At 67.0% G+C, this 21,923-nt stretch carries 20 protein-coding genes; 15 read left to right on the top strand and 5 right to left on the bottom strand.

The window, feature by feature from the left end; genetic code table 11:
- The first annotated feature begins 255 nt into the window (after positions 1-255).
- From ASD14_RS01435 to ASD14_RS01375, 13 genes are all read left to right on the top strand, one after another.
- Positions 256-1,404 (top strand): LysM peptidoglycan-binding domain-containing protein, encoded by a 1,149-nt coding sequence (locus tag ASD14_RS01435; RefSeq protein ID WP_056128841.1) that lies wholly within the window; start codon positions 256-258, stop codon positions 1,402-1,404.
- Positions 1,405-1,617: 213 nt separating this feature from the next.
- Positions 1,618-2,793, top strand: a complete 1,176-nt coding sequence (gene dprA, locus ASD14_RS01430) for a DNA-processing protein DprA (RefSeq protein ID WP_056128839.1) — start codon at positions 1,618-1,620, stop codon at positions 2,791-2,793.
- A gap of 97 nt (positions 2,794-2,890) precedes the next feature.
- Positions 2,891-3,379, top strand: a complete 489-nt coding sequence (locus ASD14_RS01425; protein WP_056127810.1) for a DUF494 family protein — start codon at positions 2,891-2,893, stop codon at positions 3,377-3,379.
- A gap of 77 nt (positions 3,380-3,456) precedes the next feature.
- A complete protein-coding gene (locus ASD14_RS01420) occupies positions 3,457-4,239 on the top strand; it encodes a GYF domain-containing protein (protein WP_056127808.1) in 783 nt (260 codons plus the stop codon).
- Complete coding sequence (locus ASD14_RS16595) at positions 4,236-4,964, top strand: GYF domain-containing protein (RefSeq protein WP_056127806.1); 729 nt, start codon at positions 4,236-4,238, stop codon at positions 4,962-4,964. The genes ASD14_RS01420 and ASD14_RS16595 overlap by 4 nt, the downstream gene beginning before the upstream one ends.
- A gap of 24 nt (positions 4,965-4,988) precedes the next feature.
- On the top strand, positions 4,989-6,017 hold the full coding sequence (locus ASD14_RS01410) for an RDD family protein (protein ID WP_056127803.1): 1,029 nt from the start codon (positions 4,989-4,991) through the stop codon (positions 6,015-6,017).
- Between the two features lie 205 nt (positions 6,018-6,222).
- Positions 6,223-8,739: a DNA topoisomerase I gene (locus ASD14_RS01405; RefSeq protein WP_056127798.1), complete on the top strand. Its 2,517-nt coding sequence runs from the start codon at positions 6,223-6,225 to the stop codon at positions 8,737-8,739.
- 12 nt (positions 8,740-8,751) lie between these two features.
- Positions 8,752-9,318, top strand: a complete 567-nt coding sequence (locus ASD14_RS01400; protein ID WP_056127795.1) for a Sua5/YciO/YrdC/YwlC family protein — start codon at positions 8,752-8,754, stop codon at positions 9,316-9,318.
- 163 nt (positions 9,319-9,481) lie between these two features.
- Positions 9,482-10,171, top strand: a complete 690-nt coding sequence (locus ASD14_RS01395; RefSeq protein ID WP_056127793.1) for a DUF4124 domain-containing protein — start codon at positions 9,482-9,484, stop codon at positions 10,169-10,171.
- Positions 10,171-10,884 carry a DUF4124 domain-containing protein gene (locus tag ASD14_RS01390; RefSeq protein ID WP_056127790.1) on the top strand — a complete coding sequence of 238 codons (714 nt, stop codon included), beginning with the start codon at positions 10,171-10,173 and terminating at the stop codon, positions 10,882-10,884. The genes ASD14_RS01395 and ASD14_RS01390 overlap by 1 nt, the downstream gene beginning before the upstream one ends.
- A gap of 130 nt (positions 10,885-11,014) precedes the next feature.
- A complete protein-coding gene (locus tag ASD14_RS01385) occupies positions 11,015-11,407 on the top strand; it encodes an OsmC family protein (RefSeq protein ID WP_157475007.1) in 393 nt (130 codons plus the stop codon).
- 21 nt (positions 11,408-11,428) lie between these two features.
- Positions 11,429-11,854, top strand: a complete 426-nt coding sequence (locus tag ASD14_RS01380) for an OsmC family protein (RefSeq protein WP_056127784.1) — start codon at positions 11,429-11,431, stop codon at positions 11,852-11,854.
- Between the two features lie 72 nt (positions 11,855-11,926).
- Complete coding sequence (locus ASD14_RS01375) at positions 11,927-12,478, top strand: NADPH-dependent FMN reductase (RefSeq protein ID WP_056127781.1); 552 nt, start codon at positions 11,927-11,929, stop codon at positions 12,476-12,478.
- Positions 12,479-12,595: 117 nt separating this feature from the next.
- Here the strand turns inward: ASD14_RS01375 and ASD14_RS01370 are convergent, their stop codons facing one another.
- Positions 12,596-15,145, bottom strand: a complete 2,550-nt coding sequence (locus tag ASD14_RS01370; RefSeq protein WP_056127778.1) for an FtsX-like permease family protein — start codon at positions 15,143-15,145, stop codon at positions 12,596-12,598.
- Positions 15,142-15,858: an ABC transporter ATP-binding protein gene (locus tag ASD14_RS01365; RefSeq protein ID WP_056127774.1), complete on the bottom strand. Its 717-nt coding sequence runs from the start codon at positions 15,856-15,858 to the stop codon at positions 15,142-15,144. Before ASD14_RS01365 ends, ASD14_RS01370 begins: the two co-directional genes overlap by 4 nt.
- Before the next feature lie 87 nt (positions 15,859-15,945).
- Here ASD14_RS01365 and ASD14_RS01360 point away from each other — a divergent pair, with 87 nt between their 5' ends.
- A complete protein-coding gene (locus ASD14_RS01360) occupies positions 15,946-16,608 on the top strand; it encodes an arylesterase (RefSeq protein WP_082538655.1) in 663 nt (220 codons plus the stop codon).
- A gap of 269 nt (positions 16,609-16,877) precedes the next feature.
- Here ASD14_RS01360 and ASD14_RS01355 read toward each other — a convergent pair whose 3' ends face one another.
- Positions 16,878-17,654 (bottom strand): SDR family oxidoreductase, encoded by a 777-nt coding sequence (locus ASD14_RS01355; RefSeq protein ID WP_056127771.1) that lies wholly within the window; start codon positions 17,652-17,654, stop codon positions 16,878-16,880.
- Positions 17,655-17,721: 67 nt separating this feature from the next.
- Between ASD14_RS01355 and ASD14_RS01350 the strand changes: the two genes are divergently transcribed.
- A complete protein-coding gene (locus ASD14_RS01350; RefSeq protein ID WP_056127768.1) occupies positions 17,722-17,940 on the top strand; it encodes a hypothetical protein in 219 nt (72 codons plus the stop codon).
- A 337-nt stretch (positions 17,941-18,277) separates the two neighbouring features.
- Here the strand turns inward: ASD14_RS01350 and sppA are convergent, their stop codons facing one another.
- Entirely contained in the window at positions 18,278-20,185 is a 1,908-nt protein-coding gene (gene sppA, locus ASD14_RS01345; protein ID WP_056127765.1) for a signal peptide peptidase SppA, read from the bottom strand.
- Between the two features lie 216 nt (positions 20,186-20,401).
- Positions 20,402-21,766: an MATE family efflux transporter gene (locus ASD14_RS01340; protein ID WP_056127761.1), complete on the bottom strand. Its 1,365-nt coding sequence runs from the start codon at positions 21,764-21,766 to the stop codon at positions 20,402-20,404.
- Positions 21,767-21,923 lie beyond the last annotated feature (157 nt).

Genomic DNA, 21,923 nt, shown 5'->3' with positions numbered 1-21,923 from the left:
GGGAAACCGGATCGCCGGCGCGGGCGACGCGGTCGTAACGCGTTGATTGGGGAAACAAGCAACCGGTCACTGAAGCGCTGTGCGCTCCGGCAGGGCGGCTTCCGGGAAAACGGGGGCCGCGGTCACATCGTCAAACACAGGTCGGATTGTAACCCCGGCAAGCCCGCTGAAAGCTTGCAAACACGCGCATCTTCTGGGCTATAGTGCCCGAGCCGTTGGGGAAAACTGGCAAGGGGAATCAGATACATGGCCGCCATGCTTAAACCTATCCGCACGGTTCTTACCGCTGCGCTCCTGACCATCGCCACCGTCGGTGTGGCCCAGGAAATGCGGGGCGACCACCCCGACACCTACACCGTGCGCCGTGGCGACACCCTGTGGGACATCGCGGGCAAGTTCCTGAAGCGTCCGTGGCTGTGGCCGGAGATCTGGCAGGCCAACCCACAGATCAAGAATCCCCATCTCATCTATCCGGGCGACGTGATCTCGCTCGCCTACCTCGACCGCGTGGCCGTGGCTCCGGGCCCGCGTGAGGAAGCCCCGGTCACCGGCGTGCCGCTGTCGCAGGTCGAACCGTTCCTGAAGAACCTGCGCGTCGTCGACGAATTCGAAGACCTGCCCTACGTGGTCGGCCTGGAAGAAGACCGGCTGCGCGCCTCGCTCGACCAGGTCGCCTACGTCCGCGGTCTCGCCGGCGCCCAGGCCGGCCAGCGCTACGCGATCGTGCGTCCGACGATGCGCTACACCGGCATCAATCCGAAGCGCTGCTGCGACGTCACCACGCAGAAGCCGGACGATCTCGATTTCCGCGGCCGCATGACCAAGGGCACCGAGCAGCTCTGGAACCACCAGATTCCGGCGACCCGCGGCGAATTCCTCGGCTACGAACTGATGCAGGTCACCACCGCCACAGTCAGCCGCGGCGAAGTCGGCCAGGCCGAAGCCAGCACGCTCGTCGTCGACGACACCGGCCGCGAAGTCCGCGTCGGGGATCGCCTGATCCCGGTCGAAGCCCAACCGTATGACCTGCAGTTTTTCCCGCATCCGCCGAAGCAGGAGTTCGCCTACGGTCAGGCCAAGGTGCTTGCCGTCGCCGACATGATCAGCACCGGTGGACCGCGTGACGTGGTGGCGCTGTCGGTGGGTTCGCGCGACGGCGTCGACAACGGCACCGTCTTCTCGAGCTGGCGCGTGGGCAGCAATGCCGTCGACCGCGTGGCAGTCGGCGACGACCGCAGCTATGACACCGTGGGCGCGGGCAACAAGGTGCGCCTGCCGGATGAATTCGCCGGCCACATGATGGTGTTCCGCACCTTCGACAAGGTCAGCTACGCGCTGGTGATGGACAGCATCCGCCCGACCCGCGTCGGCTACGAGTTGAAGCATCCCGACGCGCCGTACTGATCCTTCTGTCGGTTCGCGATCCGCAACGGCGCCCTTGGGCGCCGTTGTTTTTTGTGGTTCCTCGCGCGCCGTTAGCCCCTCACTTATAGCTATCGCGGGCTGCTGCCGACTGCTGGCGCACATCGCGGCTCGTCAATCATTTCGGAAAACTCCCACACAGACACGCAGACGAATCCGGCTGCGCGCGAATTTCGCGCTGCGTAGCCTGTGCAGATGCATACCGACGACGACATCGATGCGCTGCTGCGGTTGGTCGCGGCCGGCGGAGCCGCCGCGCCACGCAAGGCCCTGCTCGATCACGAACGCTCACCGTCCTCCGCCCTGCGCGAGGGCTCCGCGCTCTGGCGCGCATGCCGGCTTTCGGATGCGCAGATCAGCGCGCTGCTCAAACCGGATGAGGTGACGCTCGAAAACGCCAAACAGTGGCTGGCGCAGCCCAATCACCATCTGGTCGACTGGTCCGATCCCGACTACCCACCACTGCTCCGGCGCAGTCCGAACGCGCCGTTCGCGCTCTTCGTCGCGGGCGATCCGGCGCTGCTCTGGCATCCGGGCGTGGCGGTCGTGGGTAGCCGCGCCGCAACACCCGGCGGCCGAGACAACGCCGCGGTATTCGCACGCGCCATCGCGAATGCCGGATTCGTCGTTGCCAGCGGTCTCGCGGCAGGAGTCGATGCCGCCGCGCACGAAGCCGCGCTCAACGCAAATGGGTCGACGATCGCCGTGCTGGGCACTGGCACCGACGTGGCTTATCCGCGCGGCCACGCCGCGCTGCATGCACGCGTCGCTGAAGCTGGCGCCGTCGTCAGCGAACACCTGCCGGCTACGGGCGCGCGGGCTGAGCACTTCCCCAGCCGCAACCGCATCCTCGCCGGACTGTCGCTGGGCACGCTGGTGATCGAAGCCGCCGAGCGTTCCGGCGCACTGATCACCGCCCGGCAGGCCGCCGAAGCCGGACGCGAAGTGTTCGCGGTTCCCGGCTCGATCCACAACCCACTCGCGCGCGGCTGCCATCGCCTGATCCGCGACGGTGCAGCGCTGGTGGAGACCGCTGACGAAGTGATCGCGGCGCTGGCACCGACCGCGCGGGAACTGGCCGGCGACTTGCGGCGACGGCTGGGCGACCCCACTTCGATGATCCGTATGACCTGTCAGGCCACTGCCACCAGCGGCAACGACGATCGCTTCCGGGCTTCAGGCCCGGGTGGGCCAAGTCAGGATGCCGACTACCAGAAGTTGTGGAAGGCGCTTGGACATGACCCCACAGGTATGGACCAATTGGTGGAACGAACCGGATTGACGCCTGCCGAACTGTCCTCCATGCTCCTGCTCATGGAGCTTGACGGCCGGGTGACAACGCAACACGGCCGGTACCACCGGAGTCGATGAGTCCGCCCCGAGATCACCACGCAGGGGCACGGTTCGTGCGGCAGCCAAGTAAGCCCCAACCCGCCCATCGCGCCGCCAGCGGCGCAGGCCGAGGGAAATGAAAGAGAGCATTCTGGACGTCCTGCTGTACCTGTTCGAACACTATTTCACCGAAGACGCCGACCTCGTCCGCGACCACGATTCGCTCCGCAGCGGCCCGCTCTTCGAGGAGCTCGGCCAGGCCGGCTTCAGTCCAGCCGAAATCAACAAGGCCTTCGAGTGGCTGGATGCGCTGGCTTCGCAGCGCCCCAGCACGACTAGTCCGCGCGCCAACGGCCCCACCCGCGTCTACTTCGGCCCCGAGCTCGACAAGCTCGACGTCGAATGCCGCGGCTTCCTGCTGTTCCTCGAGCAACACGGCATTCTCGACGCAGACCAGCGCGAGCTCGTCCTCGACCGCGCCATGGCACTGGACCAGGACCAGCTCGACCTCGACGACCTCAAGTGGGTCGTGCTGATGGTGCTGTTCAACCAGCCCGGCAGCGAAGCTGCGTACGCCTGGATGGAGACTCAGATGTTCGCGGACGAACCCGAACCGGTACATTAGCCGCGGCATCACTGCCCGGGGAATTGCGGGCGGATGCGATGCGATCCGGTTTCAGGGACGAGCCTCGGGGGGAGGCGATGATCGACTGGTATTACCATGACCCTGGCGAGGGTCGCATCGGGCCGCTGTCCGCCGAAGAACTCCGCAAACGCTTCCAGGACCGCCGCATCCAGCGCGACACGCTGGTGTGGCACCACGGCCTGCGCGAATGGCAGCCGCTCGAACGCATGGCGCCGGACATCGGCCTTGAAACACTGCAAATCGACACTACGCGTCCGCCGCCACTGCCTGCGAACACTCCTGCACCTGCGCCGATTCCGACGCATGCGTCGATCACGACCCCGCGCAGCAAGTATTCACGCGCGCCCTTGCGCGATAAAAGAACGCTTCCGACCACCGCGATCGTGCTGATCGTCGCCGGCGTGCTCGGCATACCCGCGCTGCTCGTGCTCGGTTCGATGACGCTGTCGGGCTATCGCGACTACGCACAGCGCGCGACGCGGCTCGGGTCGATGGACGGGCTTGCGAACGGGCTCAAGCAGGTTGCTGGCGATTACGCGCTGCGCACCGGCCGCTGCCTGCGCAACGATGATCCGCGCGTGGTCAACCTGCGCAACGAAATCCGCCAACGCTTTTCTGCCGACGTCAGGTTCGCGACGATCGATGGCGGCTGCGCTTTCGAAGTCGCCATCAACGCCCGCAAGCCAGGAGGCGGCACGCCGCTCGACGGCAGGACGCTCCGCTACGAAGGCTATCGGGACGGCAACGAATTCGCCTGGGAATGCAGTGGCGGAACGCTTGCCGAAGAAGACCGCCCCCACGAATGCCGCTCCCGCGGCCGAGCACGGATACGCACATGACCTCGTGGTACTACGCCGACGACACCCGCAACCGCATCGGGCCCTTGTCCGCGGACGAGCTGCGCGACCATTACCGCCAGCGCAGAGTGCGGTACGACAGCCTGGCCTGGCGCGACGGCATGGCGCAGTGGCAACCACTGGCGAACATGGCCGGCGAACTGGGGCTCGATGCGATCGCCCCCGATCCGAGCCAACCGCCACCGCTTCCCGGCAACGAGCCGCCACCCGGATTCACCCCGGTACGCGCGATGCCGAAGAAACCGCGCATGTCCGGCTGCCTGATCGCGCTGATCATCTGTGCGGCGCTGGCGGTGCCGGTCGTCGGCATCCTCGCCGCGATCGCGATACCGGCCTACAACGATTACGTGCAGCGGGCGAAGGTGATGGAAGTCATTGCCGGCGCCACGTCGCTCGAGCATGCGATCGCCACGCACGTGGCCAGCGAAAGCACGTGTCCCGACGACGACAGCGCGGGCATCGCCACCCCGCTCCAGCAACTCCGCCAGAACCCGCGCGTGGCTGCGGTGCGCGTCGGCACGCTCGAGGGTGGCCGTTGCGCCTTCGAGATCACGCTGCGGGCGATAGGCACGCAAACCAACGGCACCACGCTGTTGTTTGAAGCCAGTGACGAAGCGGCGGAATCCTGGGCCTGCAACGGTGGCAACCTGCCCGACCGTTACCGGCCGCGGCAATGCCGCACCACCCCGAACGCGACACCCACCTGACCACGCCGATACGAGCATGCCCACATGAGCGACTGGTACTACAGCGATTACGAACGCAACCGCCTCGGCCCCGTCGCCGCGCGCGACCTCGCCGACCTGCACCACGCCGGACAGCTGCAGCCCGACACGCTGGTGTGGCGCGAAGGCATGCCGCAGTGGCGCGCGTGGCGCGAAGTGATGACGCAGGCGCTGAACGAAGCCGCGGGGGTCGCATCACCGGCGATGGAAGCCGTGCCGTTGTCGGCTGGCGTGAACCCGTACGCGATGGCGGAACGCTTGCAGTCGGCAGCACCGGCGCAAGCGTCGTCAAACCAAAGCACTGTGTCTTCTCTGGGCACGCTCTCGTCAACGAGCACGTTGTCCGCAGGCACCAATCCGTATGCGATGGCGGAACCGCACTCGCCTTACGCACCACCGCGCGCCGCCGTCCATGGCGGCAGCGACTATGTCGCCGGTGGCGAAGTCGTCTACGCGGGATTCTGGAAGCGGTTTGCCGCCTACACCATCGACACGTTCGTGCTCGGCATCGTGTTCGGCATCCTCGGCGCGATCATGGGCGTCGGCCTCGCGGTAAGCGCCTCGGGCACGCGTGACCCGGCCGCCGCCATGAGCGGCATGGGCCTCACGTTCGTGCTGTTCTACATCGTCGAGATCGTCGGCATGGCGGCGTATTTCGCCTGGATGCATTCGTCCAGCCACCAGGCCACGCTGGGCAAGATGGCCGTAGGCATCAAGGTCACCGACGACGATGGTGAACCCATCACCTTCTGGCGCGGCTTCGGCCGCTTCTTCGCCACGATCCTCAGCAGCCTGATCCTGTGCATCGGCTACATCATGGCCGGCTTCACCGAACGCAAGCGCGCCCTCCACGACATGGTCGCCAGCACACTGGTTGTGGATCGGTGGGCCTTCACCGGGCATCCGGAACGCCAGCGGCACGAGCTCGGAACACTCACAGTCGTGATCTCGGTGATCGCCTGCGTGCTGGTAGTCGGCTACTTCCTGCTGATTTTCGCCCTGATCGGCCTGGGTCTGGCCGCGGGCGCCCAATAAGCACAAGCTACCGGTCAGGTCCGGCCTGACCGGCCGCCCGTCGCAGCCCCGGACGCCCCGGCTTGACAGCCCCGGCCCCGCCGTGATTCCACTAAAAAAAGAAAAACAGCCCTCGACGCCCGTGGCCCTGCCCCGGGCGTTGCCTTCTCTGCCGTCGTTTGGCGTTCCTCCCCCGTGATCCCGGGACGCCCGGAACTGGACCCCCATGGCCAAGAACCTCCTCATCGTCGAGTCGCCCGCCAAGGCCAAGACGATCAACAAGTACCTCGGCAAGGACTTCACCGTCCTGGCCTCGTACGGCCATGTGCGCGACCTGGTGCCGAAGGAGGGCGCGGTCGATCCCGACAACGGCTTCGCCATGCGTTACGACCTGATCGAGAAGAACGAGAAGCACGTCGACGCCATCGCCAAGGCCGCCAAGTCCGCCGACAACCTCTTCCTCGCGACCGACCCGGACCGCGAGGGTGAAGCCATCAGCTGGCACATCGCCGAGATCCTGAAGGAGCGCGGCCTGCTCAAGGGCAAGGAACTGCACCGCGTCGTCTTCACCGAGATCACGCCGCGCGCGATCAAGGAAGCAATGACCCAGCCGCGCAAGATCGCCAGTGACCTGGTCGATGCGCAGCAGGCGCGGCGCGCTCTCGACTACCTCGTCGGCTTCAACCTGTCGCCGGTGCTGTGGCGCAAGGTGCAGCGCGGTCTGTCCGCTGGCCGCGTGCAGTCGCCGGCGCTGCGCATGATCGTCGAGCGTGAGGAAGAGATCGAAGCCTTCATCGCGCGCGAATACTGGTCGATCGAAGCCGAGTGCGCGCATCCCAAGCAGCCGTTCACCGCCAGGCTCACCAAACTTGACGGCAAGAAGTTCGAACAGTTCACCGTCACCGACGGTGACACCGCCGAAGCCGCGCGCCAGCGCATCGTGAAGGCTGCCGCGGGCGCCTTGCACGTCACCGATGTCGTCAGCAAGGAGCGCAAGCGCCGCCCCGCCGCGCCATTCACCACGTCCACGCTGCAGCAGGAAGCCGCACGCAAGCTCGGCTTCACCACGCGCAAGACCATGCAGGTCGCGCAGAAACTGTACGAAGGCGTGACTGTCGGCGAGGAAGGCACCGTCGGCCTGATCACCTACATGCGTACCGACTCGGTCGCGCTCTCGCAGGACGCGCTGGGGGAGATCCGCGACGTGATCGCGCGCGACTTCGGCACGCACGCGCTGCCCGACAAGCCCAACGCCTACACGACGAAGTCGAAGAACGCGCAGGAAGCGCATGAAGCCGTGCGTCCGACTTCCGCATTGCGCACGCCGGCGCAGGTCGCGCGTTTCCTCAGCGACGACGAACGCAAGCTCTACGAACTGGTGTGGAAGCGCGCCGTCGCCTCGCAGATGGTGCCGGCCACGCTCAACACGGTGTCGGTCGATCTCGCCGCCGGCTCCGAGCACAGCTTCCGCGCTTCCGGCACGACGGTCGTCGATCCTGGCTTCCTCGCCGTCTACGAGGAAGGCAAGGACACCAAAATGTCGGAAGACGAGGACGAAGGCCGCAAGCTGCCGCAGATGAAGACCGGCGACCGCGTGCCGCTCGATCGCATCCACGCCGACCAGCACTTCACCCAGCCGCCGCCGCGCTTCACCGAAGCCGCACTGGTGAAGGCGCTGGAGGAATACGGCATCGGCCGTCCCTCGACCTACGCCTCGATCATCCAGACACTGCAGTTCCGCAAGTACGTGGAGATGGAAGGCCGCGCCTTCCGTCCGACCGACGTTGGCCGCGCGGTGTCCAACTTCCTCAGCTCGCACTTCACCCGCTACGTCGACTACGACTTCACCGCCAAGCTCGAGGACGAACTCGACGCCGTCTCGCGCGGCGAGGAGGACTGGATCCCGCTGATGGAGAAGTTCTGGGGCCCGTTCAAGGAACTGGTCAGCGAGAAGACCGAATCGGTCGATCGCAGCGAAGCCACCGGCGCGCGCGAACTCGGCACCGATCCCAAGTCCGGCAAGCCGGTGAGCGTGCGCCTGGGGCGCTTTGGGCCGTACGCGCAGATCGGCAACAAGGACACCGACGAGAAGCTGCAGTTCGCCTCGCTGCGTCCGGGCCAGTCGATGCACACCATCTCGATGGAAGACGCGCTCGAACTGTTCAAGCTGCCACGCAAGCTAGGCGAGAGCAACGGCGAGGAAGTCAGCGTCGGCGTCGGCCGCTTCGGTCCGTTCGCCAAGCGCGGCAGCGTGTATGCATCGCTGAAGAAGGAAGACGATCCGTACACGATCGACCTCGCCCGCGCGGTGTTCCTGATCGACGAGAAGGAAGAGATCGCGCGCAACCGCATCATCAAGGAATTCCCGGGCAGCGACATCCAGGTGCTCAACGGCCGCTTCGGTCCGTATATCAGCGACGGCAAGCTCAACGGGCGCATTCCGAAGGATCGCGAGCCGGCTTCGCTGACGCTGGAAGAAGTGACCAAGCTGCTGGAAGAAACCGGCAAGCCGATGCGTGGCCGCTTCGGCAAGAAGGCGGCGGCGAAGAAGGAGCCGGCGGTCAAGAAGGCGACCAAGACCGCGGCGAAGACGGCGGAAACAACAACCGCCGCAAGGAAGGCGCCGGCGAAGAAGGCCGCCAAGAAGGCGACGAAGAAAACCAGCAAGACGGCGGCGAAGAAAACGGTGAAGAAGGCGGCGAAGAAAGTCGCGAAGGCCACCGCCGACAAGCCGCCCTTCTGATCGGTGCGGACGATGAGTTCGCTCCCGCTATCGATCTCCGAGTCGATCGCCGCGCTGCGGCGCGGCGGCGTGATCGCCTATCCGACGGAAGCCGTGTGGGGGCTGGGCTGCGATCCGTTTGATGAAGGCGCGGTGCTGCGCCTGCTCGCGATCAAACAGCGCGAAGTCGCGAAGGGATTGATCCTCGTCGCTGCACGCCGCGCGCAGTTCGATGGCCTGCTCGACTGGAGCGGGCTGCCGCCCGACCGTGTCGCGGCGGCCGACGCGAGCTGGCCCGGACCCAACACCTGGATCGTGCCGGCGACGTCGCGCGTGCCGCGCTGGATCACCGGCGAGCACACCGGCGTCGCGGTGCGCGTGAGCGACCATCCGCTTGTGATCGCGTTGTGCGAACACTTCGGCGCGCCACTGGTGTCCACCAGTGCGAACCTGGCGGGCGAGCCACCTGCGTTCTCGCGCGAGGCACTGGATCCGCGGCTGCTCGCGCAGGTCGATGGTGTCGCGGAAGGCGAAACCGGCGGCCTGTCCGCGCCCACCGCCATCCGTGATGCACTGACTGGCTCCGTTCTGCGGCTCTGAAGAACTCGTAGCGCGTGCTCGCCGCACGATCCGTTCAGTCCGGCAACTCCGTCTCCTCGTGCGCAACGTGTCCGCCACGGAGACAGCTCCCCAGGCTGAAACCGGGCCAACGCACCTGGCTCTCCCGCTTCCCTGCTCACGCGCACCGGCGCAAGATGCCGCCATGAAACGCCACGGCCGCTTCCTGCTGTTGAGCCTCACCGCCTTGTTGGCGATGCCCGCGGCACGTGCGGCGGAAGTGACCATCTATCGCTGCACCGACGCAAAGGGCCATCTGACCCTGCGCGACACGCCATGCCGCAAGGGCGAGCAGCAGGAAGCGCGCAACATGGTCCGTCCAACCGATCCGCCGCCGCGCCCGGCACCTCCGCCCGCACCCGCGGTCGCAACGCCACGCGAACCCGGGCCGCGCTACGTGATGGTGACGCCGCCGCAACCGCTGTACGAGTGCGTGACGCCAGACGGCGAGCGTTACACGAGCGACACGGGCGAAGGCCACGCACGCTGGGAACCGCTGTGGACCTACGGTTATCCCGCCTATCCGATCCGTCCCGGTGGCGGCGGCTACAGCGCGAACATCGGCGTGCGCAGCGGCAATGTCAGCGGCAACGTGCGCATCGGCGAGCGCTTTCCGTCCTCGCAGCCGGTACTGGTGCCGGCGATGCCAACCGGGCAATGGATTCGCGATGTCTGCCAGCGCCTGCCGCAAGGCGAAGTGTGCGACCGCCTGCGGGACGAACGTTACGAACTCAACCGCCGCTGGAATATCGCGCAACCCAGCGAACGCGCGCAGATCGATCGCGAAACCCGTGGCATCGACGCGCGCCTGGCCAATGATTGCGGAGGCAGCTGATGAGCACGTTCCGATCTGTTTTCGACCTGGTGCTGCAATCAGAACGCCGTTGGGTTCCGGCCGTGGCGTTGCTTGGCCTGATCGCGTTCGCGAGTGCGCAGACCGCCTCCGCGCAAGGCACCGTCGTGATCTATCGCTGCACCGACGCCAGCGGCGCACTGACGATCCAGAACGGCACGCCCTGCCCCAAGGGCAGCAAGCAGGAGCGCCGGGTGATGGAAGCCGCGCCGGCCGCGCTGGCGCCTACATCCGTTCCCTCGCCTTCTGCGGCGCCTCCCGTGCGACCGGCGCCGCGCGCGATGGTGAGTGCGCTCCCGCCCGCCGCAGTTCCTGCCGAGCCCCCGATCGCACCGGCGCCGGAAACGACGATCGCGGACTCCGATCGCCTGCCACCGCCCTGGCTCTACGAGTGCCGCACCTACAACGACGACACCTACTTCAGCGAAGTCGGCGCGCCGGCACCGCGATGCGTGACGCTCAATCCGACCGGGCTCAGCGGCGTGATCGAGAGCAACAACGTGTCCGCGTGCGAAATGAAGACCGACCAGTGCCAGCGGGTGCCCGACGGCGCGCTGTGCGACAGCTGGCGGCGGCGCCTGCGCGAAGTCCAGTCGGCGCTGCAGTTCGGTGCACCCGAAAACCGTGCCGAAGCCGACGCCGAGGTGCAACGGGTGATGCGCGTCGTGCGCGACAGCACCTGCGGCAAGCAGTAGCCGACGCCACGCGGAATCCCGGAACGTTGCACGCCACGCGACAGCCTGTCGCGCGATTGTTGTTTCCATCGCCCGGGCCGTCGCGTACTTTTCACAACAGGCGATCGCAGGAGAGTGTCTCGTGAGAAAAATCGGCACGGCCACGGTGACTTCCACCGATACGCACTACCTCCACCACATCCACGCGGGCCGCTTCGACCTGGACACCGACGAGCACAAGACGCTCGGGGGGCAGGGCCAGGCGCCTGCGCCGTTCGACTACTACCTCGCCTCGCTCGCGGCCTGCACCGCAATCACCTTGCGCATGTATGCGGAGCGCAAGGGCTGGAACCTCGGTGAATTCCGCGCGGAACTCGCGCTGAGCTTCGATGACGACGGCAAGGTGCACGTGCATCGCACGCTGCACTCGGACCAGCCGCTGAGCGACGAACAATGGACGCGGCTGCTCGAGATCGTCGCCAACACGCCGGTCACCAAGGCGATGCGTGAAGGTGCGGTAATCACCAGCGAACGCGGCGGCTGAACTCAAGGGGAACTCCATCGAATGACCACGCTTTCGACCGTCCATGCGCGCAGCGGCGCCGTGCCCTACACCGTTTCGCTCACCGACGACCTCGCCCATACCTGGATCGGCGACGAGCCGCCGGACAAGGGCGGCGCCAACCTCGGCCCCGATCCGACGCGCCTTCTCCTGTCCAGCCTCGGCGCGTGCACGATCATCACGTTGCAGATGTACGCGGCGCGCAAGCACTGGCCGTTGGCGGCGGTCGAAGTGGAACTGCAGTTCAATCCGCAGGGCAAGCCCGCCTCGGGCACCGACATCACCCGGCGCATCACGCTGCAGGGCGAACTGACGGCCGAGCAGCACGCGCGTTTGCTGCAGATCGCCAACGCCTGTCCAATCCATAACGTCCTCGAAGGCGAGGTGCGGATCGCGACATCGATGATGGCTGCACTGCCGACGGCGTGAGCCATCACCTTCGGCGAGCGCGCGGCTGTTACAACGCGCTTGAATCATTTCTCCCACCCACGGAGTCGTTCGATGGCCACGATCCTCGGCATTTCCGGCAGCTTGCGCAGCCGCTCCTTCAACACCGCGCTGCTGCGTGCCGCACAGGCCGCCGCAGGCGCGGACGTGAAGCTCGAAGTCGTCACGCTGCACGGCATTCCGCTCTACGACGGCGATGTCGAGCAGCACGATGGCCTGCCCGCTGCAGTGAAGGAATTGAAGGAACGCGTGGTCGCCAGCGACGGTGTGCTGTTGTGCACGCCCGAATACAACAACGGCATTCCCGGTGTCTTCAAGAACGCGATCGACTGGCTGTCGCGCCCTGCGGACGACATCCCGCGCGTGTTCGGCGACCGGCCCTTCGCGGTGATCGGCGCCTCACCCGGCGGCTTCGGCACGATCCTCGCGCAGAGCGCGTGGCTGCCGGTGCTGCGCACGCTGAGGGTGCGTTACTGGTCCGGCGGACGCCTGCAGGTCTCCCGCGCGCACACGTTGATGGATGCGGAAGGCGAACTCGCCGACGACCCCACGCGCAAGCTGCTGGGCGAGTTCGTGCAGGGATTCGCGCGCTTCATCGGATCCTGACGTTCAACAGAGTCTGACTGCCAAGCGCAGATGGGCCAACACCTGCTCACCCGGCCCGGCGCAGCGCGCCGGGCGTTCGGATGGCCCGCGCGGCAGTGCCGCGCAAGCAGGCCCTCCTCACCCCTGCAGTTCGCGTAGCGTCACGCTGGGCGGCGCATCCAGCACGCGCCGTGTCGCGAACAATCCTGCGCCGAGCGCGGCCAGCATGCCGAGCCCACCTCCAACGGCGGCGAGCATCCAGTCGGGCTTCCACGGCAGGTCGAACACGCGATCGGCGATGACGCCTGACAGCACCGATGCCGCGATCGCGGCCACCAGCCCCGCGATCAATCCGATCGCCGCGAACTCCGACGCCTGCGCGAGTCGCAGCTGCATGCGGCTGCCGCCGAGCACGCGCATCACGCCGCCTTCGAGCAGGCGCTCGTCCTGGCTCGCGCTGATCGCAGCCATCAGCACGAGCACGCCGGCGGCGAGCGACAGCCAGAACACCACCTGCACCACCATCGACACCTGGTCGCCGGTCGCGCGCACCTGTTTGAGCACCGCGTCGACGTCGATCACCGACACGTTGGGGAAACGCTCGACAAGATCGGCGGTGAAGCGCGTCTTCGCCGCCGGCACGCTGACCGCGGTGATGTGACTGGCGGGAAAGCCGTCGAGCGCACCCGGCGAGGCGATGACGAAGAAGTTGGGCCGGAAGCTCTCCCACTCCACGCTGCGCAGGCTGGTGATTGGGGCTTCGAGGCGCTGACCGGCGACGTCGAAGGCGATGCGGTCGCCGACTTTCCAGCCGAGCGATTCGGCGAAGTCCTCTTCAACCGAGAACTGCGGCGCGATGTGTCCGCCCGTGCTCCAGAAGCGTCCTTCGACCACCTTGTTGTCGTCGCGCAAGGTAGTTGCCGAGGACAGATTGAACTCGCGTTCGCTGCGGCGGCGCGCGCGCATCTCGTCGCGATCCGCATCGTCCGCGGCAGGCGCCTGCGTTGCGGCGTTCGCGACCGCCTTGCCGTTGTGGGCTACAAGGCGTGCACGCACCATCGGATACAGCACTGGCGGCGCGAGCCCTTGTGTGGCGACGAATTCGCGTACCGGCCGCACCTGGTCGTCCTGCACGTTGATGATGAAGCGGTTCGGTGCGTCCTGCGCGAGCGAGAGCTGCCAGCGATCGAGCAGGTCGGTGCGCACGAACGTGAGCAGCAACAGCGCCATCAACCCCAAGCCGAGCGCCGACACCTGCGCGATGCTCGTCGCCGCGCGGCGGCTGACGTTGGCGAGTCCGTAACGCAGGCTGCCGCGCAGCCGCGGCCGCAACCGGCGCACGGCGACGATCAGCAGCCACGCCAGCAATGCGAGCACGACGAAGGTGCCGCCGATGCCGAACAGCATCGCGCCGCCGAGCACGGCCGAACCCGCCTTCCACCACAGCAACGCACCGAGTCCCCCGATGCCGGCGATCGCGGTGAGCCACGCGCTCGGCTCGGTCGCGTCGAGATCGCGGCGCAGCACGCGCAACGCGGACACGCGACGCAGCGCAAGCACCGGCGGCGCGCCGAAGGCGAGCAACACGACCAGTCCGACGCCAAGTCCATGCAATGCAGGCAGCCATCCGGCCGGTGGAATCGACAACGACAGCACGCGACCGAGCCAGTCACTCAGCGCCCACTGGGCGACGAACGCGAACGCAATGCCGATCGCGCTCGCCAGCGCGCCCAGCAACAGCATCTCGCCGACATGGATGCCGACCAGCGTGCGCTGGCTCGCACCGAGACAGCGCATCACCGCGGCGCCGGACAGGTGCCGTGCGCTGTGCCGGCGTGCCGCCATGGCCACTGCAACCGCGGCGAGCACTACCGACACCATCGCCGCGAGGCCCAGGAATCGCCCGGCGCGATCGAGCGCGGAGCGGATTTCCGGGCGCGCCTGGCCGATGGTCTCCAGGCGCTGGCCGCGTCCGAGCGCGGCGCGCGCGGAAGCGACGAAGCGCTCGACGGGCCCCGCATCGCCCGCGACGACGAGCCGGTAACCGACGCGGCTTCCTTCCTGCACCAGTGCGGTCGCCGGCAGGTCGGCGAGGTTGAGGAACACCTTCGGCGCGACGTTGAAGTAGTCCATCGACGCATCGGGTTCCTGCGCCACGAGCGCGGTCAATCGCAGCGACGCATCGCCCAGGCGCACGGTGTCGCCGATCGATGCGCCGAGCGTGTCGGCGCCGGCGCGGCTCATCCACACCGTGCCGCGCTCGGGAATCGCACCGGCATTGCGCTCGACGCCATGTTCATCGATGACACGGAATGCACCGCGCAGCGGGAAGCCGGCGCCGAGCGCGCGCAGGTCGCCCAGGCGCAGGCTTTCGGCATCAGTGCTGCCGGCACGCATCACCCGGATCATCGAGTTGAGTTCGACGGTTTCGGTGTGGCGCAAACCCGGCGCATTGGCCGCATTGCGAACGGCGCCGGTGATCGGCGCGTCGGCGCGCACGACCGCATCGCCGCCCATCAGCCGGTTGGCTTCGATCGCGAGCGCGCGTTCGGCGCGATCGGTGACGAAGCCAATCGCCGTCACCGCGAACACGGCCAGCGCCAGTGCCGCGAGCAGGATGCGGATGTCGCCCGATTTCAGGTCGCGCCGCAGCTGCCGCCATGCAAGCGTGAACGTCGGGGTCTTCATGCAGGCACCAGCCGACCGCCATCGAGGCGCAGCATGCGGTTGCAGCGCTGCGCGAGGTGTTCGTCGTGGGTCACCAGCACCAGCGTGGTGCCGGCCGCGGCATTCAGGTCGAACAGCAGTTCGATGATCGCCTGGCCGGTACGCGTATCGAGGTTGCCGGTGGGCTCGTCCGCGAACAGCAGCGAAGGCCGGGTAACGAAGGCGCGAGCGAGCGCGACGCGCTGCTGTTCGCCGCCGGAAAGCTGGCGCGGGTAATGACCGAGGCGCTCGCCGAGTCCGACCTGCGAGAGGATCGCGCGCGCCGGCGTTTCCGCATCGGCATCGCCGCGCAACTCCAATGGCAGCATCACGTTTTCCAGCGCGGTGAGCGAAGGCAGCAGCTGGAAGCTCTGGAACACGAAGCCGACCTTTTCGCCGCGCACGCGCGCACGCCCGTCCTCGTCGAGCGTGGACATCGGCTCGCCTTCGAGCACGACGCGGCCCCTGCTGGGAACGTCGAGGCCGGCCATCAACGCCAGCAGCGTGCTCTTGCCGGAACCCGACGCACCCACGATCGCCACCGCGTCGCCGCGCTCGATCGTGAAACCCACGTCATCGAGAATGGTGAGCTCGCCCGCAGGCAGGGGAACGCGCTTGCCCAGGCCCGTGACTTCCAGTGCATGGGACGCGCCGACGGCAACGACTTGAACGGACGACGGATCGGCTCTATTCATCACGGGTATCCATCATTGGCTGCGTCCCGTGCGGGATCGCAGTAACGGTTCGGGAGAGATTCGGTGAACTCAGGACATAAGGCATCGATGCGCTGGCTTCAATGGTCGAAAGTCCGGGTGCAAGGCTTCCTGCTCGTATTCGGCCTTTCGCTATGCGCATTCGGGCAGGCCGCGCCCATCGCGAAGGTCGCGCCGCTGCCACCGCCCACAGTGATGGTCTTCGGCGACTCGCTCTCCGCCGCCTACGGCCTCGATGCCGCGCAAGGCTGGGTGTCGCTGATCGGACAGCGCATCGCGAAGGAAAGGCCTGGCTGGCGTGTGGTCAACGCGAGCATCAGCGGCGAGACCAGCGCCGGTGGTGCGGCGCGCGTGGTACGCGAAGTCGCGCGCGTGCGACCGAGCGTGGTGGTGATCGCACTGGGCGCCAACGATGGACTGCGCGGATTGCCGGTAAAGGAAACGCGCCGGAACCTCGCGCGCATGATCGGCGCCTCGCAAGGCGTCGGCGCGAAGGTGCTGCTGGTCGGCATGCGCATGCCGCCGAATTACGGGGCCGAGTACACGCGCGCGTTCGAACAGAACTATGGGGAACTAGCGAAGTTGTTCGACGTCGCGTTGCTGCCGTTCCTGCTCGAGCCGATCGCGCGCGATCGCGCGGCGTTCCAGGGCGACAACCTGCATCCTGTGGCGACGGCACAGCCGTTGTTGCGCGATCACGTGTGGAAGGCGTTGGCGCCGTTGTTGAAGTAGTGCCTGCGAGGTCCTCGCTGCTCGTCTCGGACGAAGCCGTTGCTCGTGGCTCTGCTATTGCTCGTCATTCCCGCGAAAGCGGGAATCCAGCGCCTTTCGCGTTTGCGATGGCGAATGAAGCCAAGACACTGGATTCCCGCTTTCGCGGGAATGACGAGCAAAGGCAAAATCGAAACGCAAATGCAAAGACGCAACGGCGCAAGGCGCAAGGCGCAAGGCGCAAGGCGCAAGGCGCAAGGCGCAATCTAAATCGGTATCAAAAGCGCTGCTTAGAAGCCGTAGCGCAAAAATCCACCATCCACCGCGATGCATTCGCCGGTGACGTAACTCGATGCCGGCAGGCACAGGAACGCAACTGCCGCCGCGACTTCCTCCGGTTCGCCGATGCGCCCCAGCGGCGTGCGCAGCAACACTTCATCCAGGTAATCCGGGTCGGCCAGCTTGTCGGAGGTGCGCCGCGTGCGGATGTACCACGGGGCCACGCAGTTCACGCGCACACCGTCCTCGGCCCATTCCACCGCGAGGTTGCGGGTCATCTGGTGCACAGCGGCCTTGCTCATGCCGTAGGGCGCGCCGCTGCGCACGTGCGTCGTGCCGGACACGCTGCCGACGTTGACGATGCACGAGGCCGCATGACGAGTGAGCAGCGGATAGGCGTAGCGCGAGAGTTCGAACGCGGAGAACAGGTTGATCTCGAAGATCTGCCGCCATTCGTCTTCTGTGTAATCGGTCGCGGGCTTGGTGACGTTGCCGCCGGCGTTGTTGACGAGGATGTGCAGGCCTTCGCCGAAATCCTCGACCCAGTCGAGCAGCTCGCGCCGCTGCTCGTCGTCGGCGACGTCGGCGACGAAGGTGCTGACTTCGCGCTCGGGAAAATCCTCGAGCAGCTCGCTGCGCGTGGATTCCAGTCCCGCTGCGTCGCGCGCGGCGAGCAGCACGTCGGCGCCGAATCCCAGCAGTTCGCGCGCGATCGCGCGGCCGATGCCAGCGCTGCCGCCGGTGACAAGAGCCAGCTGGCCATCCAGCCGCCAACGCTTCGGGTCCATGTGCCTTCCTCTACGTCGTTGCGCAACGTGGCGTAGCATACCCGCAGCAAGACTGGAGACCGCCGCGATGCTTCGACTGCTCTGCTGCACCCTGTTGTTGCTCACCGCCTGTTCGAAGCCGCAGCCGCCCGACAAGGATCAACCGCCGGATCCGCAGGCTGCGCAGGCACACACCGAACTGCGCGACGCGATCCAGGCGCCACTCGACAAGGCGAAGGCCGTCGAGGACCAGATGCAGAAAGACAAGGATGCGCAGGACGCGGCGATCGAAGCCGCGGGCGGTTAGGCGACGCCGTCACACTACGCGACCTCTCCCTCGCCCCGCTTGCGGGGAGAGGGACAGCATCGCGCAGCGATGCAGGGTGAGGGGGCGTGGTGCGCGCAGTGCAAAGGCAACGGCAGAAGCGCCCCTCATCCGCCCTTCGGGCACCTTCTCCTCGCGTACGTGGGGTAAGGATAGAAAAAGCCCGGCGATGCCGGGGCTTTTTGTTGCAATCACAGCAGAAGCAAAAGGCAACGGCTGAAGCGCCCTCATCCGCCCCTGGGCATCTTCTCCCCGCAAGCGGGGAGAAGGAAACAAAAAGCCCGGCAAATGCCGGGCTTTTTTTATTCACAGCAGAGCGTCACAACCCGCAGAAGCAATACGCCAGCGACTTCACCGGCACGCCGCGCGTAGGCTGGATCGCGCTCTGCAGGAAGCGCAGGTCCTGCGCGGCTTGCGGCATCGCGTGCGGCAGCAGCACCTGCGCGACACCTTGCATGAAGTCCGACTTCTGCAGCCAGTACGCGCCGATGCGGCTCTCGGCGAAGCTGGAGAAGAACTGCGAGAACGGCGGCGCTTCCTTCTCGATGTAACGCACGCGGTAGCTGCCCGGCTTGCCGAGCTTGGCGCGCTGCGCAACGTCGTCGATCGCGACCTGCAGGCCGCCGAAGCCATCGACCAGGCCACGTTCCTTCGCCTGCGCACCGCTCCACACGCGGCCGCGCGCGACTTCGTCGATCTGCTCGACGCTGCGCTTGCGCGCGGCCGCGACGCGGCCGGTGAAGTCGCGGTAGCCCTTGTCGATGACCGTCTGGATCACCTGTCCCACTTCAGGCTGCAACGGACGGGTGACATCGAATGCGCCGGCGAACTTCGTCGTGCCCACGCCGTCGCTGTGCACGCCGATCTTGTCCAGCGCGCGCGGGAACGTCGGGATCAGGCCGAAGATGCCGATCGAACCCGTGATGGTCGATTCGTCCGCGTAGATCTTGTCGGCATTCATCGAGATCCAGTAGCCGCCCGATGCGGCGAGGTCACCCATCGACACGACCACCGGCTTGCCGGCCTTCTTGAGCGCGGCCACTTCGCGGCGGATCTGCTCGCTGGCGAAAACCTCACCACCGGGCGAATCGACGCGCAGCACCAGTGCCTTGACGTGGTCGTCCTCGCGCGCGTCGCGCAGCAGCTCGGCGGTGGATTCGCCGCCGATCTGTCCAGGCGGCTGTTCGCCGCCGGCGATCTCGCCCTCGGCCACGACCACGGCGACCTGCGGCCGCGGATCGACCGGGTTGGCGCGGCTGTTGACGTGCCCGAGGTAATCGTCGAACGACACCTGGCGATAGCCGTCTTCCGCGTCGTTGTCGCCGGCGCCGCGTTCCGCAAGCATGTCGCCAACTTCCTCGGCCGTCTTCAGGCCGTCGACGAGCTTCTGCTGCAACGCGTACTTCGCGATGTCGCCCTGCGCGGCGGCGATGCCGGCGGGCAACTGGTCGATGCCTTCGGCGACCTTGGCCGGATCGAGCTTGCGCGCCTTTGCGACGTCGGCGAGATACCGCTGCCACACGTCGTTCATCCAGAACAGGTCGGCTTCCTTCGCTTCGGGCGAAGCGGCGTCGAGCACGTAAGGCTCGGCGGCGGACTTGTATTCGCCGACCTTGAACAGGTGCACGTCGACACCGAGCTTGTCCTGCAGGCCTTCGCGGTAATAGCTGCGATAGCGGCCGAGGCCTTCGAGCAGCATGCCGCCCATCGGGTCGAGGTAGACCTCGCTGGCCTGCGCAGCAAGCAGGTACTGCTTCTGGTCGAGCATCTCGCCGTACGCGACCACTTCCTTGCCGCTCGCCTTCACCCGCGCGATGGCGGCGGCGACTTCGCGCAGCGAGGCCATGCCGCTGCCCTGCAGGCGATCGAGCTTGAGCACGACGCGCTCGATGCGTTTGTCGTCCTTCGCGGCATCGAGCACGCGCAGCACGTCGCGCAACTGGATCTCGTCGCCATCGCGATCGCCGATCGCGTGCTTGAAGGCGCGCTGGGCAGGATCGGAGGAAAACTGCTCGACGAGCGGGCCAGTTGGCTCGATCACCAGCGCGGTGTTGTCCTGCAGCGGCTTGGTGCCGCCGGCGCCGGCGATCGCGAGCAGCAGCACCACGAACAGCAGCAACAGGCCGAAGAACAGGATGTTGAGAATCAGCCGGCGGGTGAAATTCATCACGCCCCACAGGCCGACGAAGAATTCGGCAATGGGGCCGCGACGCGAAACACTATTCATGTACTTGACTCCAGAACGATACCGGCAGGGTACCTGCCCGGTGCGGCGGTTTCACCCGCCACAGGTCATCCTGACCTCATGCCGGTGGAGCCGGCGTGGCCGCGGCGTTCCCCAGGCGGCGAAACCCCAAAGTTTGCGGCGCAAACCTCGGACCCCGCTACGCGCTGCAACCCCATTCGCGCCTGACTCAGGGGGTTGGGAGGAACGAGTTCAGCTCTACGGAGGAGCAAGCTTGCGGCTCGATCGCCAGAACCGCGTGCACAACAGCAGTGCCGCCACCGTCAGGCCGCAGATCAGTCCGACCCACATGCCGCGCGGCCCCCAGCCCAATCCGAGTCCCAGGCCCGCCCCGACCGGCATGCCGATGCCCCAGTACGCCAGCGCGGCGAGCACCATCGGCACGCGCGTGTCCCGGAGCCCCCGCAGCGCGCCCGCCGACAGCACCTGCACGCCATCGGGAAACTGGAACGCGGCGGCATACAGCAGCAGCGATGCGGCCAGCGATGCCACCGCCGCATCGGCGGTGTAGAAGCCGACCACGAATTCGTTGCCCGCCAGCAGCACCACGGCAGACAGCGCCTGTGTCGCGAGCACGATCGTGTAACCGGCGAGCGCCGCGCGGCGCAGTGCCTGGCCGTCGTCGCGTCCGAGCGCATGGCCGATGCGCACCGTCGTCGCCTCGGCGATCCCCATGGGCACCATGAAGCACAGCGCGGAGATGTTGATCGCGATCTGGTGCGCGGCCGCAGGTACCTCGCCGAGACGGCCGATCAGCAACGCGGTGGCGATGAAGAGGCCGCCTTCCATCGTCACGGTCACGCCGATCGGCAGGCCCGTGCGCAGCAGGGTGCGCAGGGTCGGTCCATGCGGACGATCGAAGTGCGCGAACAGGCCGAGGTCGGCGAAGCGTTTCGCGCGCCACAGGTAGAGCGCGAAGGCGAGCGCCTGCGCCCACATCATGATCGCGGAGGCGATGCCGAGGCCGCCCGCGCCCATCTCCGGCAGGCCACCGATGCCATAGGTGAAGGCATAACCGAGCGGCACCAGCACCAGCAATCCGCCGAAGCCGAGCAGCATCGTCGGCAGCGTCCAGTGCAGGCCGTCGCTGAGGTAGCGCATCGTCAGGTACAGCGTCAGTCCGGGCACGCCCCAGCGAATGCCATGCAGGAAGGCCTCGGCGCCCGGGCGGATTTCCGGCGCGATCCCCATCGGCTCCAGCGCGAGCACGAGCAGCGTGAGGAAGCCGAACAGCAGCACGCCCAGCATCGCGGCAAGCCACAGGCCCTGGCGGAACAAGGCGCCGACTTCGTGCCGGCGGCCCGCGCCATCGAGCTGCGACACCGCCGGCGGCAGCGACATCAGCGTACCCATCGGGATCATCATCGGCAGCCAGAACAGCGCGGTGCCGACCGCAACGGACGCGAGCGTCGCCGTGCCATGGTGACCGGCGATCACGCTGTCGACGAAACCGATCATGCCGGTGGACACATGCCCGGCCACCAGCGGCGCGGCGAGCACGGCAGTGGTGCGCACTTCGCTGGCGAAGCGCGGCGTGGCCGGCAGGGTGGATTCGATGCTCATGGGGATGGGACTGGAACTCCATGCGACGTGGCAACGTGGCTGTTTCAACACCTTGCCATGTCATCAAACACTAGTGACTTGAAGATTATCGGCGGCACGCGCCGCACCAACGACCCGACGTGCGAGTCGGGCCGGCCGCCAGGGCGGCATCAACCAC

The sequence above is a fragment of the Lysobacter sp. Root494 genome (assembly GCF_001427225.1).
Classification (GTDB): Bacteria; Pseudomonadota; Gammaproteobacteria; order Xanthomonadales; family Xanthomonadaceae; genus Agrilutibacter.
Note: the sequence above shows the minus strand (reverse complement) of the source record. Positions and strands in the feature narration are given on the sequence as shown.